This is a genomic window from Brevibacterium antiquum (assembly GCF_016107655.1).
Lineage (GTDB): Bacteria > Actinomycetota > Actinomycetes > Actinomycetales > Brevibacteriaceae > Brevibacterium > Brevibacterium antiquum.
This window is the reverse complement of sequence record NZ_JABASX010000010.1, coordinates 16,684-38,203: the sequence shown is the minus strand read 5'-3', so window position 1 is coordinate 38,203 and position 21,520 is coordinate 16,684. Positions and strand designations below refer to the sequence as shown.

17 protein-coding genes are annotated in these 21,520 nt (G+C 63.6%); 11 read left to right on the top strand and 6 right to left on the bottom strand.

Annotation, left to right across the window (positions count from 1 at the left end; all coding sequences use genetic code 11):
- Window positions 1-41: 41 nt before the first annotated feature.
- The 3 genes from JFC13_RS15940 to JFC13_RS15930 all read left to right on the top strand — a co-directional run bounded on the left by JFC13_RS15940 (window position 42) and on the right by JFC13_RS15930 (window position 3,384).
- On the top strand, window positions 42-1,703 hold the full coding sequence (locus JFC13_RS15940) for an HNH endonuclease (protein WP_198398048.1): 1,662 nt from the start codon (window positions 42-44) through the stop codon (window positions 1,701-1,703).
- A 62-nt stretch (window positions 1,704-1,765) separates the two neighbouring features.
- A complete protein-coding gene (locus JFC13_RS15935) occupies window positions 1,766-2,284 on the top strand; it encodes a hypothetical protein (protein WP_198398047.1) in 519 nt (172 codons plus the stop codon).
- A gap of 164 nt (window positions 2,285-2,448) precedes the next feature.
- On the top strand, window positions 2,449-3,384 hold the full coding sequence (locus tag JFC13_RS15930; RefSeq protein ID WP_198398046.1) for a hypothetical protein: 936 nt from the start codon (window positions 2,449-2,451) through the stop codon (window positions 3,382-3,384).
- Between the two features lie 80 nt (window positions 3,385-3,464).
- Here the strand turns inward: JFC13_RS15930 and JFC13_RS15925 are convergent, their stop codons facing one another.
- Both JFC13_RS15925 and JFC13_RS15920 read right to left on the bottom strand, forming a co-directional pair.
- Window positions 3,465-5,366, bottom strand: a complete 1,902-nt coding sequence (locus tag JFC13_RS15925; RefSeq protein ID WP_198398045.1) for an FAD-binding monooxygenase — start codon at window positions 5,364-5,366, stop codon at window positions 3,465-3,467.
- A gap of 76 nt (window positions 5,367-5,442) precedes the next feature.
- Window positions 5,443-6,786, bottom strand: coding sequence for an MFS transporter (locus tag JFC13_RS15920; RefSeq protein ID WP_198398044.1), 1,344 nt, complete (start codon window positions 6,784-6,786; stop codon window positions 5,443-5,445).
- Between the two features lie 172 nt (window positions 6,787-6,958).
- On the opposite strand from JFC13_RS15920, the gene JFC13_RS15915 reads away from it, so the two are divergent.
- From JFC13_RS15915 to JFC13_RS15890, 6 genes are read left to right on the top strand one after another with little or no spacing between them, the layout of a single operon-like run.
- Complete coding sequence (locus tag JFC13_RS15915; protein WP_198398043.1) at window positions 6,959-8,440, top strand: fumarylacetoacetate hydrolase family protein; 1,482 nt, start codon at window positions 6,959-6,961, stop codon at window positions 8,438-8,440.
- Window positions 8,437-9,174: a GntR family transcriptional regulator gene (locus tag JFC13_RS15910; RefSeq protein ID WP_198398042.1), complete on the top strand. Its 738-nt coding sequence runs from the start codon at window positions 8,437-8,439 to the stop codon at window positions 9,172-9,174. The genes JFC13_RS15915 and JFC13_RS15910 overlap by 4 nt, the downstream gene beginning before the upstream one ends.
- Complete coding sequence (gene hpaE, locus JFC13_RS15905) at window positions 9,171-10,676, top strand: 5-carboxymethyl-2-hydroxymuconate semialdehyde dehydrogenase (protein WP_198398041.1); 1,506 nt, start codon at window positions 9,171-9,173, stop codon at window positions 10,674-10,676. Before JFC13_RS15910 ends, hpaE begins: the two co-directional genes overlap by 4 nt.
- A gap of 11 nt (window positions 10,677-10,687) precedes the next feature.
- Window positions 10,688-11,800, top strand: a complete 1,113-nt coding sequence (gene hpaD / locus JFC13_RS15900; protein WP_198398040.1) for a 3,4-dihydroxyphenylacetate 2,3-dioxygenase — start codon at window positions 10,688-10,690, stop codon at window positions 11,798-11,800.
- 12 nt (window positions 11,801-11,812) lie between these two features.
- Window positions 11,813-12,598 carry a fumarylacetoacetate hydrolase family protein gene (locus JFC13_RS15895; protein ID WP_198398039.1) on the top strand — a complete coding sequence of 262 codons (786 nt, stop codon included), beginning with the start codon at window positions 11,813-11,815 and terminating at the stop codon, window positions 12,596-12,598.
- Window positions 12,583-13,371, top strand: a complete 789-nt coding sequence (locus tag JFC13_RS15890) for an HpcH/HpaI aldolase family protein (protein ID WP_198398038.1) — start codon at window positions 12,583-12,585, stop codon at window positions 13,369-13,371. Before JFC13_RS15895 ends, JFC13_RS15890 begins: the two co-directional genes overlap by 16 nt.
- Before the next feature lie 96 nt (window positions 13,372-13,467).
- Here the strand turns inward: JFC13_RS15890 and JFC13_RS15885 are convergent, their stop codons facing one another.
- Window positions 13,468-15,387, bottom strand: coding sequence for an LPXTG cell wall anchor domain-containing protein (locus JFC13_RS15885; RefSeq protein WP_198398037.1), 1,920 nt, complete (start codon window positions 15,385-15,387; stop codon window positions 13,468-13,470).
- 383 nt (window positions 15,388-15,770) lie between these two features.
- Between JFC13_RS15885 and JFC13_RS15880 the strand changes: the two genes are divergently transcribed.
- Together JFC13_RS15880 and JFC13_RS15875 are read left to right on the top strand one after the other, a co-directional pair.
- Window positions 15,771-17,453, top strand: a complete 1,683-nt coding sequence (locus JFC13_RS15880; protein ID WP_232488697.1) for a PrsW family intramembrane metalloprotease — start codon at window positions 15,771-15,773, stop codon at window positions 17,451-17,453.
- 8 nt (window positions 17,454-17,461) lie between these two features.
- Window positions 17,462-18,649: a MarP family serine protease gene (locus JFC13_RS15875; protein ID WP_198398154.1), complete on the top strand. Its 1,188-nt coding sequence runs from the start codon at window positions 17,462-17,464 to the stop codon at window positions 18,647-18,649.
- Between the two features lie 28 nt (window positions 18,650-18,677).
- Here JFC13_RS15875 and JFC13_RS15870 read toward each other — a convergent pair whose 3' ends face one another.
- From JFC13_RS15870 to upp, 3 genes are all read right to left on the bottom strand, one after another.
- Window positions 18,678-19,619, bottom strand: coding sequence for an endonuclease/exonuclease/phosphatase family protein (locus tag JFC13_RS15870; protein WP_198398036.1), 942 nt, complete (start codon window positions 19,617-19,619; stop codon window positions 18,678-18,680).
- 87 nt (window positions 19,620-19,706) lie between these two features.
- Complete coding sequence (locus JFC13_RS15865; RefSeq protein ID WP_198398035.1) at window positions 19,707-20,534, bottom strand: winged helix-turn-helix transcriptional regulator; 828 nt, start codon at window positions 20,532-20,534, stop codon at window positions 19,707-19,709.
- Between the two features lie 282 nt (window positions 20,535-20,816).
- On the bottom strand, window positions 20,817-21,455 hold the full coding sequence (gene upp / locus JFC13_RS15860) for a uracil phosphoribosyltransferase (RefSeq protein WP_198398034.1): 639 nt from the start codon (window positions 21,453-21,455) through the stop codon (window positions 20,817-20,819).
- Window positions 21,456-21,520: the final 65 nt, after the last annotated feature.

Sequence of the window (21,520 nt, the reverse complement as noted above, 5' to 3'; positions counted from 1 at the left end):
TTGGGAAATCTCGTGTCAGCAGCGACTTGTAGTGTACTGACATGGACGCGAGCATCGTTGTGGAGACGCCACCGGCGGATCATGATCTCATCGCCGAGATCGACCGCTTCGCCTCTATCCTGCGCGGCGCCGCGTCTGCGGTGACCGAGTCTGCTGCGCTCGCTCGGATCGGTGCACTTGAGTCCCTCAAAGCAACGATTGCTTCCGTGCAGTCGGCCGAAGCGGTGGCTTTCGAGGTGCTGCGTCGGCGTCGAGATGCGCTCAACCAGGTCCCGGACCGCGACTGCGGTATCCACGCTGCCGAGGAGATCGCCTTGGCGAAGAGAGTCTCACCAGGCAGCGGCCGGAGGTTCCTCTCCGCTTCGCGTGCAATCGTCGGCGAATTGCCGAACACATTCAAGGCACTGTCCTCGGGTGAGATCTCCGAGGACAAGGCACGCATCATGGTCGACGAGACCGCATGCCTGCCTTCCGCCGACCGACGCAAGGTCGACACTCGAATGAAATCGAGTATGGGGCCATCGGGTCTGCGGAGTCTGCGGACCGAAGCACGAGCCCTGGCAGAGGAGATGAACGACGAAGCCGCTGCCGAACGGGTGAAGAGGGCAACAGCCAATCGGCGTGTGACGATGACCCCGCTCGACGACGGGATGGGACGGGTCTCTGCGATTCTGCCCATCCAACAGGCAGTCGCGGTCTACGAAGGACTGCGCGAGGCGGCAGATTCAGCCCTGGCGGCCGGAACGGCGAAAGGTCGCAGGCACAATCAGCTCATGGCCGACACCCTCGTCGAGCGGCTCACCGGTCAGGCAGGCGCCGAGGCTGTGCCGACCGAAGTCCACCTGGTCGTCGAGGCGGAATCCCTGTTCTCCGACGGCATGGTTCCCGCGTGGCTGCCCGGATTCGGCCCCCTGCCAGCCACGACGGCCCGCAGCTTCATCGCCGCAAACGAGGCGGAGGTATTCATCCGCCGCATGTTCACACAGGTCACCGATGGCCAGCTGGTGGGCATGGAATCACGCTCGCGGTCCTTCACCGGATTGCTCAGGCAGATGGTCGTCTACCGCGATGACGTGTGCCGGACGCCGTGGTGTGATGCCAGGATCAAGCACGCCGATCACTCCGAGGGATATGCATCCGGGGGAGCGACCTCGTGGGAGAACGGCTCGGGCCTGTGCGCAGCCTGCAACTATGCCAAGGAACACCCGGGGTGGAAGCACGAGGCCACAGCTCAGGGGCTGAAGGTCACCACACCGAGCGGACTCGACTACGAAGCGGCAACACCTCCGTTCGTGAGACGAATGAGATACCCACGACCCGGTACAGCACCACCGGATGCGAATGCCGCCGACGGTTGGCGGCTGCAACTCGCCGGGCTGCTCGAACCGCAGAGAGACCCACCTGACGCCGATCCGGAATCGGGCGACGTCGGCGGGCGCGAGGCGGAGCTGCCGTTCCTCCCGATCTCGGCCTCGGAGGCCAGGAAGTTCGTGGAAGCGGCGCCTGCGGGGGAGAGCACCGATTGCGAGATCGCCGAGGTGGTCGATCCTCTGCGCCTTCCACCGGCAGTGAGTCTTCGCTACCGTCCCCGGTCCCGTAGACCTGGCCGAACTCGGTCGTCTGGCCGTCAGCGTGTGCCAGAGTCTTCGACGGGAAGCACAATTGAGGAGACTCTGCGCTCGGGGATGCTCGACATCGGGTGACGTGCTGAGACTGCAACAAATCCGACACGGCTGACACCACGATCCGCCGCAGGATACTGAGTATGAATGTTGACGACGGCAGCTCTCACGGACCCTCCGACCCAACAGCGCGCCTCCGCCGGATTGCGGCTCTCCTGCCGCTGGTAACTGTCGCCGCGTGGGTGATCACGATCTTCGTGCCCATCCTCGACAGCGGAAACGATGACGGGCCGAGGATCAGGATCACGTCGATGGGGGAGAACCCGTTTGATCCGGCGACTGCTGTTCCAGGATTCTTCGCAGTCTGGCTGTTGGTGGTCGTCTTCTCGATTCTGCCTCTGGTCTTCGGAATCTCCCGCTGGTGGTCCGGTGCAGCGATGGTCGTCGCCGCGCTCCTCATCGTCGTTCTCGTGATCGCCGCTCTCAACCCGCCGTCTCTGTTGTGGGACGGTCAGACTGCTGATGGAATGCCGACGGGCGGCATGGAAGTCGCACTCCCTGACTTCGGCTTCTTCGTGTGCTTGGTGGGGGCTTTGGCGCTTGGTGCAGCGGGGAGCGCCGGATCGTCTGCTGGCAGATCTCGTCCGATGCGGCAGCCATGAGTGCGCGCAAGACCGCAATGAGGCGTCCACGCCACCGACCACATAGGCAGCGCCTGCGATTCGCTGCGAGGCTGTTGCCGATTCTGGCGCTGTGCGCGTGGGTGATCACACTGTGGGTGCCGGTTCTCGACAGTTCGCTCAACACTCTGCACACCAGAGGGTCCATGAGAATTGTCGTCACCTCGTTGGGTGATGTCTCCCGCGGCCTGAGCGATCTCGATCCCGAATTCGTCATCATCTGGTGCTGTCTGCTCGCCTGTGTGATCTCGGCATGGCTCGTCGACCGTTTGCTGATGTGGGCCTGGGTCACGGTCTGTCTCGGCATCGCTGTCCTAGCGTCGCTGATCAACATGGTGGCCGAGCCTCCGTCGCTGATGTGGGACGGTCAGGACGAGAGCGGGAGGTGGATCGGCGGCATGGAAGTGGCCTCTCCCGCGGCGGGGGCTGCATTGTGGGCAATCGGGAGTATGGCTCTGATCGTTGCGGGGATCTGCGGCCTCATCGGTGAACGTCAGCAGTCGCCTGATCGTTTCCGCCCACGCATCCGCCGCTGGCTTGTCGTCAGCAGCCCCAGCAGCCCCAGCAGCCCCAGCAACCCTGGCCGGTTCGTCGTCCGCCAGCATCGAACCCTGGCCGGCAACGCTGCGCGTCTGCTGCCGCTGCTGAGTTTGGCCGCGTGGATCGTCATGATCTGGGTGCCGATCATGGAGAACACGGCATCGGACGTCAAGGGTGTCACACTCACGTCTCTGGGCCTCAACACAACCGACCTCGTGGATATGAGCCCCGGCATCCTGCTTGCGTGGTCTGCGGTCATCCTCTGCGCGGCAACAGGTCTGACCATGGAGCCACCTGCTTGGTGGTCAGCGGTCGTCGTGGCCTTCGGCGTGGGCCTGTACCTCATGCTGGACTGGATCCTGGCGAATCCGCCCTCTGTCCGGTGGAGAGGCGAAACGTCGTCCGGAGAATCGGTCAATGCCACCGTCTCCGGCTTTCCGGCGGCGGGAGTGAATTTTTGGGCTTTGGGGAGCTTCATGCTGATCGCAGCCGGCATCAGCGGACTCATTGCCCAACGACAACGCCGACGCCTCTTCAGATGAGGAATGCCCTCACTGCAGAGACGTCGGCGTCAGTGGATCCTACGAGTCACTTGATCCTACGAGTCGCTGGATCCGACACGTCACTGTTCGGAGACGAACACTCCGTCGAAGAAGCTGCCGATCTCGTCATGGGCATCCAACGGGAAGATGCCCGATACGTACTGATCGGGACGGACCACGACCACGGCACCGTCACGGCTGATGCCGCGCACGTCGAAGATGTCTTCATCGGCCAGCGTCGCGTAGATCTTCTCCACATACTCAAGGCTGAACTCGCCAACATGCGGGCGGAAGACCGTCGGCACATCGGGGAAGGAGAACTCCGTGTGTCCCTGCTGGTAGATGACGCTGAGCTCGAGAAGGCTGTCGAGGTCCTCACCTGCACGACGGTACTTGACCAACGGCGAGGCCGGATCCGCGTTGAGCCAGTCGGCCAACTGGGTGACCTTGGACGAGGCGTTGTTACCCGGTACCGGCGCATCGGCGAAGACATAGACGCGCCAGCGGCCGTCGGCCCGTGCCCTGTGTCCCAGGTGGATGTAGTTGGCGTCGCAGTTGCGCTGGACTCGAGCAGACTTGAACCTCTTGCCCACGGGGAAACCAGTGGCCAGCTCCTGGTGCTCGGTGGTCGCGGTGATCATCGACTCGGTGTACTCGGTCATGAACCCGGCCGGGAACTCAGCGGTCTTGACGTAGAAGTCCTGCAGGTAAGTCTCGTCCGGCAGATCCTCCTGGGGAGTGGCCATCAGTGTCGACCATTCTTTGTCGAAGTCGATGAGGTTCTTCGCCGTGACCTGACGCTCGGCGGAATAGGTCCGCAGCAGCTCCTGTGAGGATCGTCCGGACAGCACCTGGCCGAGCTTCCACGAGATGTTGAACCCGTCCTGCATCGACACGTTCATGCCCTGACCGGCCTTCGCCGAGTGTGTGTGGCAGGCATCGCCGGTGATGAACACGCGTGGACACGGTGATCCGGGAGTCGTGTCGTCGGTGTCGTCGAAGGCATCGGTGAGCCGGTGCCCGACCTCATAGACACTGTGCCAGGCGACGTTCTTCACGTCGATGCTGTAGGGCTTGATGATGGCGTTCGCGCGATCGATGATCTCGTCGACGCTCGTCTGCCGCACCTTGCGTGCATCGTCCTCCGGGACCTCGCCGAGGTCGACGTACATGCGGAACAGGTGCCCGCCCTCGCGGGGGATGTGAAGGATGTTGCCATGTTTGGAGGAGATGGCGCACTTAGTGCGGATATCGGGGAAGTCGGAGTTGGCGAGCACGTCCATGACGCCCCAGGCATGATTGGCCTGGTCGCCGGTCATCGTGCGACCGATCGACCGGCGTACGCCCGAGCGGGCTCCGTCGCAGCCGACGACATAACCGGCGCGGATCGTGCGCTCTTCGCCTGCGCGCGCTCCTGCGGTATAGCGAACGGTCACCGTGACCGGGTGTTCGGAATCGGCGTCACCGTCGACCCTCAGATCGACGAACTCGATGCCGTAGTCGGGCTCGACGCGTCCAGGGGACTGCTTGGCGAACTGAGCGAAGTAGTCGAGGACGCGAGCCTGGTTGACGATGAGGTGCGGGAACTCACTGATTCCGGTCTCATCGTCCTTCGGCCGTCCCGTTCGGATGATGTGCTCGGGATTCTCCGGGTCCGGGTTCCAGAAGGACATGTCGATGATGTGATAACCCTCGCGGATGATCTCCTCGGCGAATCCGAACGCCTGGAAGGTCTCGACAGATCGGGCCTGGATGCCATCGGCCTGACCGATGACCAGTCGTGAGTCCCGCTTCTCGATCAGCCGGGTGTTGACCTCGGGATACTGAGACAGCTGTGCCGCCGCGACCATGCCCGCCGGGCCGCTGCCGACGATGAGGACATCGACCTCATCGGGCAGGTCCTGTGGACGATCGATTCCGTAACCTGCTGCAGCTTCGATCCGCGGGTCTGCGGACACATAGCCGTGCTGGTGAAAATGCATGTCAACCTCCGGTTCATCACACGTCTTCGTGACTTTCCAATATTAGCAGTTCATATACGATCGTGTGTTACTCAGGTCATCTTGAGCCAATGCCTATGATCGGGCTCACTGACTGCTCCTCCTCGTGGTCGGGGCCCAGGGGGATGCGCGAGCGGTCGCGTAGGACCAGCGTGGCGACAAGCGCGATCGCCGTCATGATGGCCAGATAGATGGCCACCGAGGTGGTTGTGCCGGTGGACGCCACCAAGGCCTTCGCGATCGTGGGAGCAAAGGCTCCGCCCAGGATCGACCCGATCGCATAGGAGACCGAGACGCCGGAGAACCGCACGCTGGAGGGGAAGATCTCGGCATACATCGCCGGCTGCTGTCCGTAGGTGAATCCGAGCCCGACGGTCAATATGACCAGCCCCAGGAAGAGCATCCAGATGTTGCCGGTGTTGACCAGCGGGAAGAGTGAGAAGATGCCGATCAGCAGGAGCATCCAGCCCAGCAGATAGGTGTTCTTACGACCGATCTTGTCTGAGACGGAGCCGGCGATGATCGTGAAGATCAGCCATGACACCGCCGAGGCGGAGACTGCCCAGAGCACGGGGCCGCGATCGAGTCCGACCGGTCCGGTTGGGTCCGTGGCGTAGTTCTGGATGTAGCCGCCGGTGGTCATGTAGCCGGCCGCATTATTGCCGACGAAGACCAGCGAGGCCAGGATGACGAGCAGCCAGTGGCTCTTGAGCAGCCTGCCCAGCGGGTTGGCGACCTGCTCCTTCCGCTCGGCGATCTCGTGGAAGACAGGGGACTCTTCGACGCCGCGGCGGATCCAGTAGCCCACGGCGACGAGCAGGATCGAGAGGAGGAACGGCACCCGCCAGCCCCACTCGAGGAAGGCTTCGCCCGGGGCGATCGCGGTCATGAGCGCGAGCACGCCCGAGGAGAGGATGAGTCCGATGGAGACACCGATCTGCGGGAAGGATCCGCGCAGTCCGCGATGTTTGGGCTCCGCGTGCTCGACGGCCAGAAGAACCGCTCCGCCCCACTCGCCGCCGGCTGAGATGCCCTGGATGATGCGCAGGACGATGAGGAGGATGGGTGCTGCGATGCCGATCGAATCGTAGGTCGGCAGGAGGCCGATCAGAGCGGTGGCGGCACCCATGGCGATGAGTGTGATGATGAGGACGACCCGTCGCCCCAGCTTGTCGCCGTAGTGTCCGGCCAGGAAGGCGCCCAGGGGTCGGAACAGGAAGCTGATGCCGACGGTGGCGAACGCGACCATGGTCGACAGCGTCGAACCCAGCGGGCCGAAGAACAGCTCGTTGAAGATCAGCCCAGAGGCCGCCGCATAGAGGAAGTAGTCGTACCACTCGATGCTGGTACCGACGACGGTCGCGAATGCCACCCGACCTTGGGTGTGCTTTTTACTCACCATGACTCCTGTGTCGCATTGAGACTCTTGTGTTTGTGCCGCTGGCCCATGGGTAGGAGATCGCAGCTATCGGAACGCTGACGTGACCTCAATCATGTGACGCGGACTACTTGTCCTCCGGGACCGTATCATATACGATCTGGGTGAAAGCCAATCGAAATGAGGTGCGAGATCGATGTCGACTCCAGCTGATGTCCCAGTCCGGCCGGGCAAGATCATTGCCGTCCATGTGGCGTACGAGTCACGCTCCGCCCAGCGCGGAAAACGGCCGTCCCAACCGTCCTACTTCCTCAAGGCCACCAGTTCCCTGGCCGCATCGGGTGAGGCGATCGAGCGTCCCGCCGGGACATCGCTGCTCGCCTTCGAAGGCGAGATCGCGGTCGTCATCGGCACCGCGGCCCGATCCGTTGGTCCCGACAAGGCCTGGACCTTCGTCGAAGGAGTGACCGCGTCCAACGACTTCGGCCTCTACGACATCAAGTCTGCCGACAAGGGCTCGAATCTGCGGTCGAAGAGCCGCGACGGCTACACGCCGCTGGGTCCCAACATCATCCCCGCCGCCGAGGCGGACCCGCAGTCCCTGCGCATCCGCACCTGGGTCAACGGCGAGGTCAAGCAGGACGACGGCACAAGTGCCGCACAGCTGATCTTCCCCCTGACCCAGATCATCGCCGATCTCAGCCAGCACATGACTCTGGAACCCGGTGACGTCATCCTCACCGGAACTCCCGCAGGATCAACTGTTGTGGCCCCCGGGGACACGGTCGAGGTCGAGGTCAGCACCACCTCGGCGAGCACCGGATCAGAACTCAGCTCGGGTCGCCTCGTCACGAATGTCGTCGAGGGACCGGGCGCATTCGACCCGAACCTCGGCAGCACCCCGGCCGTGACCGAAGCCCTGCAGGCCGATGCCTGGGGATCACGTGAGGAAGCCGGTCTGGCACCGGAAGCCACAGGCGGCGGTGCACTGAGTGAGGACCTGCGCGCCAAGCTCATCGAGGCTCCGACCGCTGGTCTCTCCGCCCAGCTGCGTGCACGCGGCCTCAACAACGTCGTCATCGAAGGCGTTTCCCCGCTCGTGCCCGGCAGCAAGGTCGTGGGCACCGCAAAGACGCTGCGCTTCGTGCCCAACCGCGAGGACCTGTTCAAATCACACGGCGGCGGATACAACGCCCAGAAGCGGGCCTTCGACTCTCTGCAGTCCGGCGAGGTCGTCGTCATCGAAGCACGTGGCGAATCCGGCTCAGGAACCCTTGGCGACGTGCTCGCGCTGCGGGCCAAGGCTCAGGGCGCGACAGGCGTCATCACCGACGGGGGAGTCCGCGACTCCGCCGAGGTGGCCGGGATCCTCCCCGTGTTCTCAACGTCGAAGAACCCCGCCGTACTCGGCCGCAAGCACGTCCCGTGGGAATCCGACGTGGCCGTGGCCTGCGGAAACGCCACAGTGCTGCCCGGTGACGTGATCGTCGGAGACGACGACGGAGTCATCGTCATCCCACGCGATCTCGTTGAGGAAGTCGTCGATTCTGCGCTGACGAAGGAGATCGAAGACGGATGGGTGGCCGAACAGGTCGCAGCCGGCAATCCGATCGAGTCGCTGTTCCCGCCCAAGGGCGAATGGAAAGAGAAGTTCGACGCCTGGAAGGCCTCACGATGACCACCGCTGACGCCGTCGACGCACCGGCGGAGCCGAGCTCACTGAGCAAGGCGGAGACGGCCTACCGCTGGATCCGAAAGTGCATCGCGGATCAGACCTTCGAACCCGGGCACAAACTGGTGCTGGCTCAGATCGCTCTCGAGCTCGATACCTCCGTCGTTCCGGTCAGGGAGGCCATCCGCCGCCTCGAGGCCGATGGGCTCGTGACCTTCGAACGCAATGTCGGTGCCCGGGTCGCCATGGTCGACCAGAGCTCCTACGCCCAGTCGATGGAGGCCGTGGCGATCCTCGAGGGAGCCGCGACCGCGCAGGCTCTTGAATTCCTGGACGAGCACGATCTCGCCGAGGCGGATGCGATCAATGAGCGCATGCGTGACCTGCTCGCCGACTTCGATCCCACCGAGTTCACCCGCCTCAACCACGAATTCCATGCGGCACTGTTTCGACGGTGCCCGAACGAACGGCTGCACACCCTGGTCGCCGTCGAATGGGACCGTCTGGCGCACCTGCGGAACTCGACCTTCTCCTTCGTGCCCGAACGGGCACGGGGTTCGGTCGACGAGCACTCCAGGATCGTCGCACTCATCCGGGCCCGCGCCTCGGCGGAGGAGATCGAGCGAGTCGTGAGGAATCACCGCTCAACGACCCTGGCCAGCTACCAGGAGGCCCAAGCCAAAGCCCCCGATACCCCTGCAAGCACAGGAATCATCGACAGAGAAGAGGACAAGTCATGACCGAGTCCACTGCAACTCCGGCGAACCTGCCGGAGAAGATCCGTCACTACATCAACGGCGAGTTCGTCGATTCGATCGACGGCGAGGAATTCGACGTCATCAACCCGGTGACCAACGAGCCCTACATCAAGGCCGCATCAGGCAGGAAGGCCGACATCGACGCCGCCGTCGCCTCGGCGAAGCAGGCCTTCGACGAAGGTCCGTGGCCTTCGATGCTCCCACGTGAGCGTGCCCGCGTGCTCAACAAGATCGCCGATATCGCCGAGACCCGCAGCCAGGAACTCGCCGAGATGGAGTCCTTCGACTCCGGTCTGCCGATCACCCAAGCCAAGGGACAGGCCAACCGCGCCGCGGAGAACTTCCGCTTCTTCGCCGATCTCATCGTCGCCCAGGTCGACGACGCGTTCAAGGTTCCCGGACGTCAGGCCAACTACGTCAACCGCAAACCCATCGGCGTCGCCGGGCTCATCACCCCGTGGAACACGCCGTTCATGCTCGAGTCCTGGAAGTTGGCTCCGGCCATCGCGACCGGCAACGCCGTCGTGCTCAAGCCTGCAGAATTCACCCCTCTCTCAGCTTCGCTGTGGCCGGGCATCTTCGAAGAGGCCGGACTGCCTAAGGGCGTGTTCAATATGGTCAACGGCTTCGGCGAAGAGGGCTTCGCCGGAGACTCTCTCGTCAAGCATCCCGACGTTCCGCTCATCTCCTTCACCGGTGAGTCGAGCACGGGTCAGACGATCTTCGCCAACGCCGCTCCCTGGCTCAAGGGCCTGTCGATGGAGCTCGGCGGAAAGTCACCAGCCGTCGTCTTCGCCGATGCTGACCTCGACGCCGCCATCAACGCCACTGTCTTCGGTGTCTTCTCCCTCAACGGCGAACGCTGCACCGCCGGTTCGCGCATCCTCGTCGAAGAGTCCGTCTATGACGAGTTCGTCGAGCGCTACGCTGCCCAGGCCAAGCGTGTGAAGGTGGGTCTGCCGTCGGATCCCAGCACCGAGGTGGCCGCACTGGTCCACCCCGAGCACTACGACAAGGTCATGTCCTACGTCGAAATCGGCAAGGAAGAGGCTCGCCTCGTCGCCGGCGGCGGCCGCCCCGAAGGGTTCGAGACCGGCAACTTCGTCGAGCCGACCGTGTTCGCCGATGTCACCCCGGACGCTCGAATCTTCCAGGAGGAGATCTTCGGACCCGTCGTCGCGATCACACCCTTCAAGTCCGATGAGGAGGCGCTGCAGCTGGCCAACAACACCAAGTACGGTCTGGCCGCCTACATCTGGACCTCCGACCTCAAGCGGGCGCACAACTTCTCGCAGGCCGTCGAATCCGGAATGGTGTGGCTGAACTCGAACAACGTCCGCGACCTTCGCACCCCCTTCGGCGGTGTCAAGGCTTCAGGCCTCGGACACGAGGGCGGCTACCGGTCGATTGATTTCTACACGGAGCAGCAGTCCGTGCACATCAACCTCGGCGAGGTTCACAACCCAGTCTTCGGGAAGCAGTGAGAGGAAACCACATGTCCCAAACAATCCCAGTCCCATCAGTTCCGGCTCCGGACATTCTGCGGTGCGCCTATATGGAGCTCGTCGTCACCGATCTGAAGAAGTCGCGCGACTTCTACGTCGATGTGCTCGATCTGCAGGTCACCGAGGAAGACGAGAACACCGTCTACCTGCGGTCCATGGAGGAGTTCATCCACCACAACCTGATCCTCCGCCAGGGTCCCATTGCCGCGGTGGCCGCATTCTCTTACCGCGTGCGCAGCCCCGAAGACGTCGACGCCGCCGAGGCGTACTACCGCGAACTCGGCTGCCCGGTTGTGCGGAAGAAGGAGGGATTCGTCGCCGGCATCGGTGATTCGGTGCGCGTCCAGGATCCCCTCGGCTTCCCCTACGAATTCTTCTACGAGGTCGACCACGTCGAACGTCTGGCCTGGCGCTACGACCTCTACTCTCCGGGCGCACTCGTCCGTATCGACCACTTCAACCAGGTCACCCCGGACGTGCCGAAGGCCGTGGACTACATGGAGAACCTGGGCTTCCGCGTCACCGAGGACATCCAGGACTCCGATGGCACCGTCTTCGCTGCGTGGATGCGGCGCAAGCCCACCGTGCACGATACCGCGATGACCGGCGGCGACGGACCGCGGATGCACCACGTCGCATTCGCCACGCACGAGAAGCACAACATCCTCGCCATCTGCGACAAGCTCGGCGCGCTGCGCCTGTCCGACGCGATCGAGCGCGGTCCGGGCCGCCACGGCGTCTCAAACGCCTTCTACCTCTACCTGCGCGACCCCGACGGTCACCGGATCGAGATCTACACGCAGGACTACTACACCGGCGACCCCGACAACCCACGCGTGACCTGGGACGTCCACGACAACCAGCGCCGTGACTGGTGGGGCAACCCGGTCGTGCCCTCTTGGTACACCGACGCCTCCACGGTCCTCGACCTCGAGGGCAACCCGGTGTCGCTGACTCAGCGCACCGACGACTCCGAAATGGACGTCACTATCGGCGCCGACGGGTTCTCCTATACTCGCCGAGAGGACGCGACGACGAACTTCGGTGAGCATTCCGGTGCTGACGACGGAGAAGACGAGTTCAAATTGGGCCACCAGCTCTGAGGAGACGCGCACATGCTCAATGAATCAACGATCGCGGCCATCGCCGACGATCTGGCGCAGGCAGAGAAGGACCGGACGAAGATCGGTCTGCTCACGGCCAAATACCCCGACATGACCGTCGAGGACTCCTACGCTGTGCAGAACGAATGGCGTCGCCGCGGCGAAGCATCCGGACGCAGACTGATCGGTCACAAGATCGGACTGACCTCGAAGCCGATGCAGCAGGCGACGGGGATCAGCGAACCCGACTACGGTGCGATCTTCGCCGACCAGGTCTATGACACTGGTTCGGTCATCGACCACTCGCAGTATTCGGGCGTGCGCGTCGAGGTCGAACTCGCCTTCGTGCTGAAAGACGAGCTGCGCGGGCCAGACATCAGTCTCATCGATGTGCTGCGCGCCACCGAATACGTAGTGCCGGCGCTTGAGGTGCTGTCCTCGCGGATCGAGATGGAAGGCCGCACCATCGTCGACACGATCTCCGACAACGCTGCGTTGGGGGCCATGGTCCTCGGTGGCAATCCGGTGGCCGTCGACGCGGTTGATCTGCGCCGGGTCGGCGCACTGCTGTACCGCAATGAGTCGGTGGAGGACTCCGGCCTCGCCGCCGCCGTCCTCGATCACCCGGCCCGCGGCATCGTGTGGCTGGCGAACAAACTGGCCGAACACGGCGATATCCTCCAGGCAGGCGAAACCGTTCTGGCTGGGTCCTTCACCCGCCCCATGTGGGTCAGCCCGGGTGATACAGTCCACGCCGACTACGGAGATCTGGGAGTCATCACATGTCGTTTCGAGTAGAACTGCCGCAGACCTTCACCCAGCGCGTGACCGAGCTGGGTGAAGGAGAGTATCTGGCCGGAATGTGGGTCTGCTCCGGCTCGCCCGCAGCTGCAGAGATCGCCGCGGCCTCCGGGATGCAGTGGGTGCTCATCGACGCCGAGCATTCGCCGATCGGCCTGGAGACCACGACCAGTCTGCTGCGTGCCATGAACGGATACCCCGCGACTCCCGTCGTGCGGGTGCCTGTGAACGACCAGGTCCTCATCAAGCAGTACCTCGACCTCGGTGCGCAGAACCTGCTCGTGCCGATGATCGATACCCCTGCCGACGCCGAGGCGGCCGTGCGTTCCGTGTACTACCCACCTCGCGGTGTGCGTGGGGTGGGGTCGGCACTTGCGAGGGCCTCCCGCTGGAACGCGGTGCCGAACTATCTCGCGCGGGCCGAGGAACTTGTGTCCCTGACCGTGCAGATCGAATCTGCTACGGCGGTGGACAACGCGGCGGAGATCGCTGCGGTCGATGGGATCGATGCAGTGTTCGTCGGGCCCTCTGACCTCGCTGCTTCGATGGGTTTGCTCGGGCAGCAGACGCATCCCGATGTCACCGATGCTGTGCTGCGGACCTTCGACGCGGTCAAGGCGGCCGGCAAACTCGTCGGCGTCAATGCCTTCGATGGCGAACAGGCACGGAAGTATCTCGACGCCGGTGCCTCATTCGTCCTCGTCGGAGCCGACGTCGGATTGATGATGAATGGCGCTCGCGCCTGGGCCGAGACCTGGGTGCGGGGCTGAACGGCTGAACAGCAGCTGACGAGCTGCGCAGCTGAGCAGCGTGGCGGAGGCCCGAAGGGCGTGTGTCCTCCGGGCCACCGCTTTTCTCCTTTCTTCTTACTCCTTGCTTCGGCGGCTGCCGGTGATGAGCAGCGCCGTAGCTCCGAGTCCGATGAGGAAGATTCCGGCGCCGATGAGCATTCCGTTGCCAGTGGTTCCCGTCCGCGGCAGCTGTGCCGGTGGGGTTGGCGCTGCAGGCTTGTCAGCGACGGGTTCGGCCGGTGGTTCGGCTGGCGGTTCTGGTGGAGCGGGCGCTTCTGGCGGTTCCGGGGCTTCCGGCGGAGCGGGTGGCGTCGTGGGCTCCTCGGGTGGCATCGTCGGAGTCTCTTCGGGCGTCCTGTGCACTGTTTCAGCGGGGATGCCCCAGTCGCTCGTCCACTTCTGGTGCTCGTCAGTGCCCTGGATCGTGGTCACATAGGTGACCCACCCGACCGGCATGTCAACAGCCTCTGAGCTCACGGTTGCCTTTCCCTCTCGGTCTCCGACAACGGTGATGTCCTGGGAATGGAGCTCCGTACCGCTGACTTCCTTCGACTGCTGCGGCTCTGACTCTGAGTGATATGCCGTCATCGTGATCACAGCTTCACCGCCCGGGCGCAGTCCGCTGACCGTGACTTCGTCGTGGACGGCGTTGACCTCAAGTACCGCTTCCGTCTCGGCACTCGGGGTCCAGGGAACGAAGCCTGTCTCCCGCGGCTGACCGTGGGCGCCCTTCCATTCCTTGGTGGTCTCGTCACCGGCGATGGTCTCGGTGAAGTACATCCATCCGTGGAAGTCCTTCGGGACTGTGATTTCGTCGGAACGATGCGTGCCGTTGCCGACGTTCTTCGACGTCACCTCTGCAATCACTTCGGCGTCGTCATTCTTCTTCCCGGGCTCGGGTGCCGATTCCGTCTTCCACAGTTCATGTTCGACGGTCACCGTATGGTCTCCGACCAGGCCGGACACGGTGAACTTGTCGGTGATCGAATCGCCGGGCTGTGGACTCTGATCAGAGATGTCGGTGGACACACGAGGCTGCGAGGTCATATCGACTTTCGCCTGAGCAGTGACCTCGACAGGTTCGTCAGGGGTGATGACGCGTTGGACCCGTTTGGTCTTCTGCGGTTCGTAGAGCAGGACGGACTCGGGAGCGAGACTCGCTGAGGCCTTGGCCGTGACTGCGCCCGGAGCGTTGAGTCTGAGGGTGGTGACAACGGGTCTCGCCTCGCTGGTCAGGGATTTCGGTGCGTCCTCGGTTCCGTCGACGTCGAGAGTGATGGGAATACCCGGCACGGCGGTGCCGGAGGCACTGGTCAAGGACACCGAGAGCGTGACTGTATCCGTCGTGGGGAGCTGGGGTCTTAAATCCTCGTCCTTATCGTCATCGACTCGTTTGAAGTCACCGTCCTCGGGTCCCTGTTTGTCGTACGGCTCGAGCACCGGCATGGCCGCGACGGGAGTCAGGCTGACATCGAGGGTATAGGGGCCCGCGAGCTTCTTCGCCTCGGCGCTGATCTTTGAGAACTGCTGCGCAGCACCCCTGAACTTCTTTCCCAGATCGCCCGGCTCCTGCGGTGGAACCTGGTGATCATGCGGGATCGCCTCATCCAGACGCGCCAGTGCGCTCAAGGCCGCCTGCACATCCGCCGATTCGGATCCGGAGTACTCGTGCAGCGCCCACGCGGTCTGCGCGGTGGTGATCTTCTGCGCTTTCGAGGTCGTGAAGTACTTGGGCAGAGGCGACTGCTTGCCAGCATCGATGCAGTACGCCTGCGTGTCATCGAAGGTTTCGTAGGAGCCGTACCAGGTCTTCCCCTGCGGTGCGTGATGCCAGATGCCCGGACCATAGGTGTCGCTGGCCTTGAGCATCGGCACTTCCCCAAGTGAGGCGGGCGGCCCTTGGGCCATGGCCGGACCGAGCCCGATGAGAGATGCCAGAGCCAGGACCAGGAAGAAGAGAGCGGAGCGGAGAGTGAAGCGTCTGCGAGTAGTCATACCCCGATTCCACGATGGACGAGTCGAGCCTGACCAGAGCAGAAAATCTGCCTGTGAATTCACCCGGCGCCGTCCACAGGAAAACGAGCATGAGTCGACGGCGATCGCAGCGGGGGTGTGGACAGACGAACGAGACCCCGGATGGGCATCGTTCCAGGTCACGATGGGTGCTATTGAGATCGGACGGGCAGCGCACGATTTCATGGCCGCTCTCCCTCGCCGAGGTGGTGTCGACAACGGTGATCCGTCCACATAGCAGCGAACTTGAGTGGCCACCGAAAGTCAGCAACTGTTGCGGTACGGCAACACCGTTTTCGGCCTGACGTCAGCATTGGACCGTAAACTTGGCGAGGCGGTGAATTCCATACCAAGAAGGACGATATATGTCGCATCAGGCGGGCCCCGGAAACGGCCCCGACTCGCAGCAGAACGCGCATCCGGGCAATTCCGTGCCCCCGAGCGCGCAGCCGCCTCGGGTCGCCGACCCCCGGAACCTCAACGTGCCGCCTCAGCAAGGGATGCCGCAGCAGGGGCAAGTGCCGCCCCAGGGCCCGCCGATGCAGGGCCCGCCGCCACAGCGCCCGAACAATGACCGGTTTCGGCCGCGACCGCAGCAGCCCGGTCCCGGTTCGCAGGGTCCAGGCCCTCAGCCGCTGCCGCGGCAGATTCCCCAGCCGGGGATGAACCCCGCGCCACACGCCCAAGGTAACCCCCACCTCGGCGCCCCAATGAACCAGCCGCCGATGCAGGGCCAGCCGCCGATGCAGGGCCAGGCACAGATGTATGGCCAGCCGCCGATGCCGGGACGCGTCTACGAACAGGCACGGTTCGCCCCGACCGTGACCCAGGAGATGCGGGCCCGCGCACGCATGCAGGCGCCTCAGCAGGTGGTCTCGGAGACTCCCTGGACCGGTGCCGTGCGCCAGTCCCAGCCGGAGGAGGAGCCCGAGTCGACCGCCAACATCATTCGTCTGGTCATCGCCATCCTTGCTGTGGTCGGGCTATTCGTCGGGCTGTTGGTTCTCGCTCTTCTGGGGGGACTGAGCTTCGGCCTCAGGCTCTTCGCCCTGGTCGCACTGTCGGCGATACCACTGATCGGAATCATCGCCTATGTGCTCTGGCTCGACCGATGGAAACCGCAGCCGAAGATCATCCTCGGCCTCTGCCTCCTCTGGGGTGCCGTCGCCGCCGTCACCCTCACGCTCGTCTTCTCCATCGTCGGCAAGGTCGCACTCTATTTCGCGGGCGTCGGAAGTCTGCCCGATGCCTACGGCGCTGTCGTCGAGGCACCGATCATCGAAGAGACGACGAAGACCGTGCTGCTCGTCGTCATCGTCCTCGCCGCTCGCCGACACTTCGAAGGTCCTCTCGACGGCCTCGTGTACGGAGCACTCATCGGCGCAGGCTTCGCTTTCACCGAAAATGTCCTCTACCTCGGAGGAGCCTGGGAACAGAGCGGCGGGAACCTCCTCGTAACATTCATCCTCCGCTGCGTATGCTCACCGCTGCTGCACACTGTGTTCTGCACCTGTGCTGGCGTGACCATCGGCTTCGCTGCCCGCAAGTGGAAGTGGTGGGCGATTGTCCTGATGTGGTTGCCTGGCCTTCTCGTCGGTATGCTTCTTCACGCCGTCTGGAACGGCACGATGACCGGTCTGGGCCAGATCAATGCGATCGTGTCGATCATCGGTCTCATCGTCGTCAGCTTCATGTTCACCACGTGCTGGGTGGTGCTCGGGATACTCCTGCGGCGCAGCGAGCGACTCCACACACAGAACATGCTCGGCGACTACGCGAACACGGGATGGATGACTCACTCCGAAGTCGACATGCTCGCAACTTGGAAGGGACGCAAGTTCGGCAAGCGCTGGGCCGATTCCTTCCCCGGCGGCAAAGAGGAGATGCGCACCATGATCCGCACCTCCGGAGATCTCTCGACTACGCGCATGCGGCTCCTGGCCGGAGTCGGCGGGCAGAAGGAACGGGACATCGAGAGCTTCCAGCTGAAGAAGTTCTCCTCCGCCCGCGATCGCCTTCTGGCCGCATCGGGAAGCGTGGTGCGCTGACTCTCGTGATGCTCGTCGACGTCGTCATCATCATCCTGGGGATCGCTGCGCTCTTCTCCGGGTTCCGCCAGGGTTTCATCATCGGCCTCGCCGCTGTCGCCGGCTTCGTGGTCGGCTGGATCGTGGGCAGGCTGCTCTCACCCCTGATCGAACGCCTGAGCGAAGGCACCCAGGTCATGGAGAATCCCGGTGTCGTCATCCTCCTCGCATCGATGCCGCTCGTCCTCAGCGTTCTGTTCGCCTTCGTCGGCAACGGGGTCGGCGTGTGGTTCAAACGATCCATGGACTCGGAGCTCGGGCAGGGCATCGACTCGATCGGCGGCACAGTCACCGCGGGCGTCGTCTACGTCCTCGTCATCTGGCTGGCGGCGGGCTTCATTCGGACCACGCCGTGGGTCGAGCCGAACCGATGGGTCGCAGACTCCACGGTGATAGCGGCCGTTGACAAGACGATTCCGTACTCTTCACAGATCGCTCTGGGCGACATCTCCCAAGGTCTCGAGGCCACAGGCTTCCCGCAAGTCTTCTCGGGGCAGACAGAGCAGATCCGCGGCGTCGGAGAACCCGACTCAGCGATGGTCGACGTCGGTCGTGGTGTGGAGGAATCCGTCGTCAAGGTCACGACGACTGCCACCACCTGCCCGACAGGATCCGAGGGCTCGGGATTCGTCTACAGTGACGGACTCATCGCCACCAACGCCCACGTCGTTGCAGGGTCAACGGACCTCGCCGTCCAGGTCGGCGGTAAGGGCAGGCCGTATTCCGCCGAGGTGGTGGAATTCGATTCCGAGGCCGACGTGGCCGTCCTGCGGGTTCCCGAGCTCGATGCTCCCGCCCTCGAATTCGGCAGCGGGTTGGGACCGGGAGATGACTCCGTCGTCGCTGGGTTCCCTCAGAACGGGCCCTATACGATCTCTCCTTCGCGAGTGCGGGAGAAGATCGACGCGCGGGGCCTCGACATCTACGATTCGAGCTCAGTGGTGCGCGAGGTGTATTCGCTGCGTGGAATCGTCCGCGAAGGAAACTCGGGAGGTCCGCTGCTCGACGCGAACGGCGACGTGGTGGGGATGGTCTTCGCCAGGTCCGCCACCGATGACGAGACAGGGTATGCTCTCACGCGAGCGGAGATCAGCGACGAACTGCAAGCAGGAGCACAGAACCGGACTCCGGAGTCGGCAGGGCACTGCACCGGCTGAGGAGCTATGAGAGAGTCAGGCTGACGAACTATTTCACGTCAAGGCCGGCGAGGACGGCGCGGTGGTCACTCGAGCCGCGGCCGAGCACCTCGTCGGAGGTGGCGTCGAACCCGCGATAGAGGACATGGTCGAGCCGGGTGACGGGGAGGCGGGCAGGCCAGGTGAAACCGAAGCCGCCGCCGGTCTCGACCCGCGAATCCTCAAGTGGGGGAGACAACGTCGAGAAGTTGGTATCCGTCGTTGCAGTGTTGAAGTCACCGGCCACGATGACACGCTCGGCTTCATCGGTTTCGACCTCTGTGGCCAACCTGCGGATTGCGGCATTGCGCATGGCTTCGTGACCAGGTCGCACCGAAGGCATGTGTACGGAGTAGAACCTGATGTCGCCGTGGTCCGTGGAGACGGTGGTGGCGAAGGCACGAGGCCACTGCAGTCCCAGGTCTACCTCTTCGGGTGCGGACATCGGCCATTTCGACCACACGCCGATCGTGTCGACGACCTGCGAATGCTGGAACGAGGAATCGAGTTCCTTGTGGATGATCTTGCCCGACAGGGACTCGAGCTCCTGAATCGTGACGATGTCGGGGTCAGCGGATACGAGACTCTTCGCCGCTGCGGTGGGCTCGGACAACCTGGCACCCACATTGTGCGTGGCGACGGTGACATCCGGGTCGCCTTTGTCGCTCGCCGGAATCACCGCGGAGCCGAACATCGACGCCCAGACCACTGTCGGCACCAGGAAGCCGATCGCTGAGAGCAGCGAGAAGCGGATGAGGAACATGAGCAGGACCAAGGCCAGGAAGATTCCCGTCCACGGCAGAATGCTCTCGATGAGCAGCGCAATGCCCATCCTGGTCGGCAGCAGGTGGTGGAGCAGGAGAAATGCGGCATAGGCGATGCCGAAGATCAGCGCGGTGATCCCCTTGGCTGGGCTATGCGTTTTCCTGGGTTGAGAATATTCCTCGTTCATCGATTAAGAATCTTAACCGCTGAGTCTGTCCTCATGCTGGGCGAGCCATGCGACGTGGCTCACTTTTCGCCCAAGAATAGGATTCAGTCACCGGTGGGCGGTGGCGGACCACACCGTGACGTCGGGGTGAGTGTCATAGCGGTAGCCGGAGCCTCTCATCGTCCGAATCACCGAAGAGTACTCTCCCAGACGTCGGCGCAGGCGTCGGATGTGCACGTCAACAGTCCTCTCATCAGGGACTTCGCCACCCGACCAGACGGCAGTGATGAGGTCTTCACGGGGCAGAGTGGAGTCGGCATGAGAGACGAGAGTCGCCAGGAGGTCGAATTCCTTGGTGGTGACATCGATGAGATCGCCGTCGATGCGAACCTCGCGGCGCGGGATGTCGATGCGCAGGCGCTCGGCGGTTCTGCTCTGGAAGTTCCCATCGAATCGGGATCCGAAGCCGCCTGTGGGGGCGGCTTCGCCGATGCCCTGCTCGGGCTCGCGGCGCAGGGTCGGTGGATGGATCCGGTTGGGAATGCGCGAGCGGACCGGGCCGTGTGATCCAGCTGGGGTGCCGGTGGCGGCGGGGGAGCCGTTGGCCACGGCACGAACGGCATCGATGTCGTTGCCGCGACCTTCCGGCGCCAGAGCGATGACCGCCTGGGTCTCGGCCTGGGAAGCCAGCTCCTTTGCGTAGGCCTGCAGCTCCCCGGCGATCGCGGAGAGGTTGGTCCCATCGGCAGCCGCCTTGGACTCATCAAGACCGATGTAGACGATGATTCCACGCGCCGCCTTCGGCGAGGGCACGACGCCGGCGGGGCCGAAGGTGTGGGGCGGGTTCTGCGGGTCTACGGCACTCAACCGGGCTCCTGCGCGACGGATGGCAGCTGCGCTGCGTGGATGTGCGTACGCTGGTTCTGGATTCGACATGGCTGTCCTTTGCTTCGACCTGTCAGGCCGTTGTGACTGAATGAGTCCGCTGCGGAGTCTGCGTGTACTCGTTCGAAGCCGGACAGCGGAGAGGCGATCACCGACAACGAACGCAGAGCATACGCATGCCTGCGGGGCACATTCGCGTCGGGTGCGTCGAAGAAGTCATGACTTCATTATTTGTCACAAAACTCGCCGGTTGCAAAGGAAAGCCCGAAAATGAGACGAGTGTGACGAAATATGACGCCGAATTCTTCGTCATCCGGCGTCATCCAGCCTCGGTCAGTCGACGATTCCGTACATTCGGTCACCGGCATCGCCGAGCCCGGGGACGATGTAGCCCTTCTTGTTGAGCTTCTCGTCGAGCGCTGCTGTGTAGATCTCGACATTCGCCGACTGCGCGTAGTCCTTCTCAATGCGCGCGACTCCCTCTGGAGCACTCACGAGGCAGACCGCCGTGACGTCCCTGGCGCCTCGGGCGAGGAGGAAGTCGATGGCCATGGCCAAGGTCCCACCCGTGGCAAGCATCGGATCGACGACGAAGATCTGCCGGCCGCTGAGGTCATCGGGCAGACGATCTGCGTAGGCGCTGGGCTCAAATGTCTCCTCATCGCGGACCATCCCCAGGAAGCCGACCTCGGCGGTGGGGAGAATGCGCAGCATGCCATCGAGCATGCCCAGACCCGCGCGCAGGATCGGAACGACGACCGGGCGCGGTTCGGCCAGGCGGGTGCCGGTGAACGTCGTGACGGGGGTCGTGATCTCCTTGTCCTCGACCGCAACCGAGCGGGTGGCCTCGTATGCGAGGAGCATGACGAGCTCCTCGGTGAGCTGGCGGAAGCGAGCAGAATCCGTGCTCTGGTCGCGTAGGACGCTGAGTTTGTGGGCGATGAGCGGGTGATCGGCTACATGTAGGCGCATAAGAGAAATGGTACGGAACTTTTCATCTTCGCGCGCGTGGAACTGTGGTCAATGGTCGGCCGAGG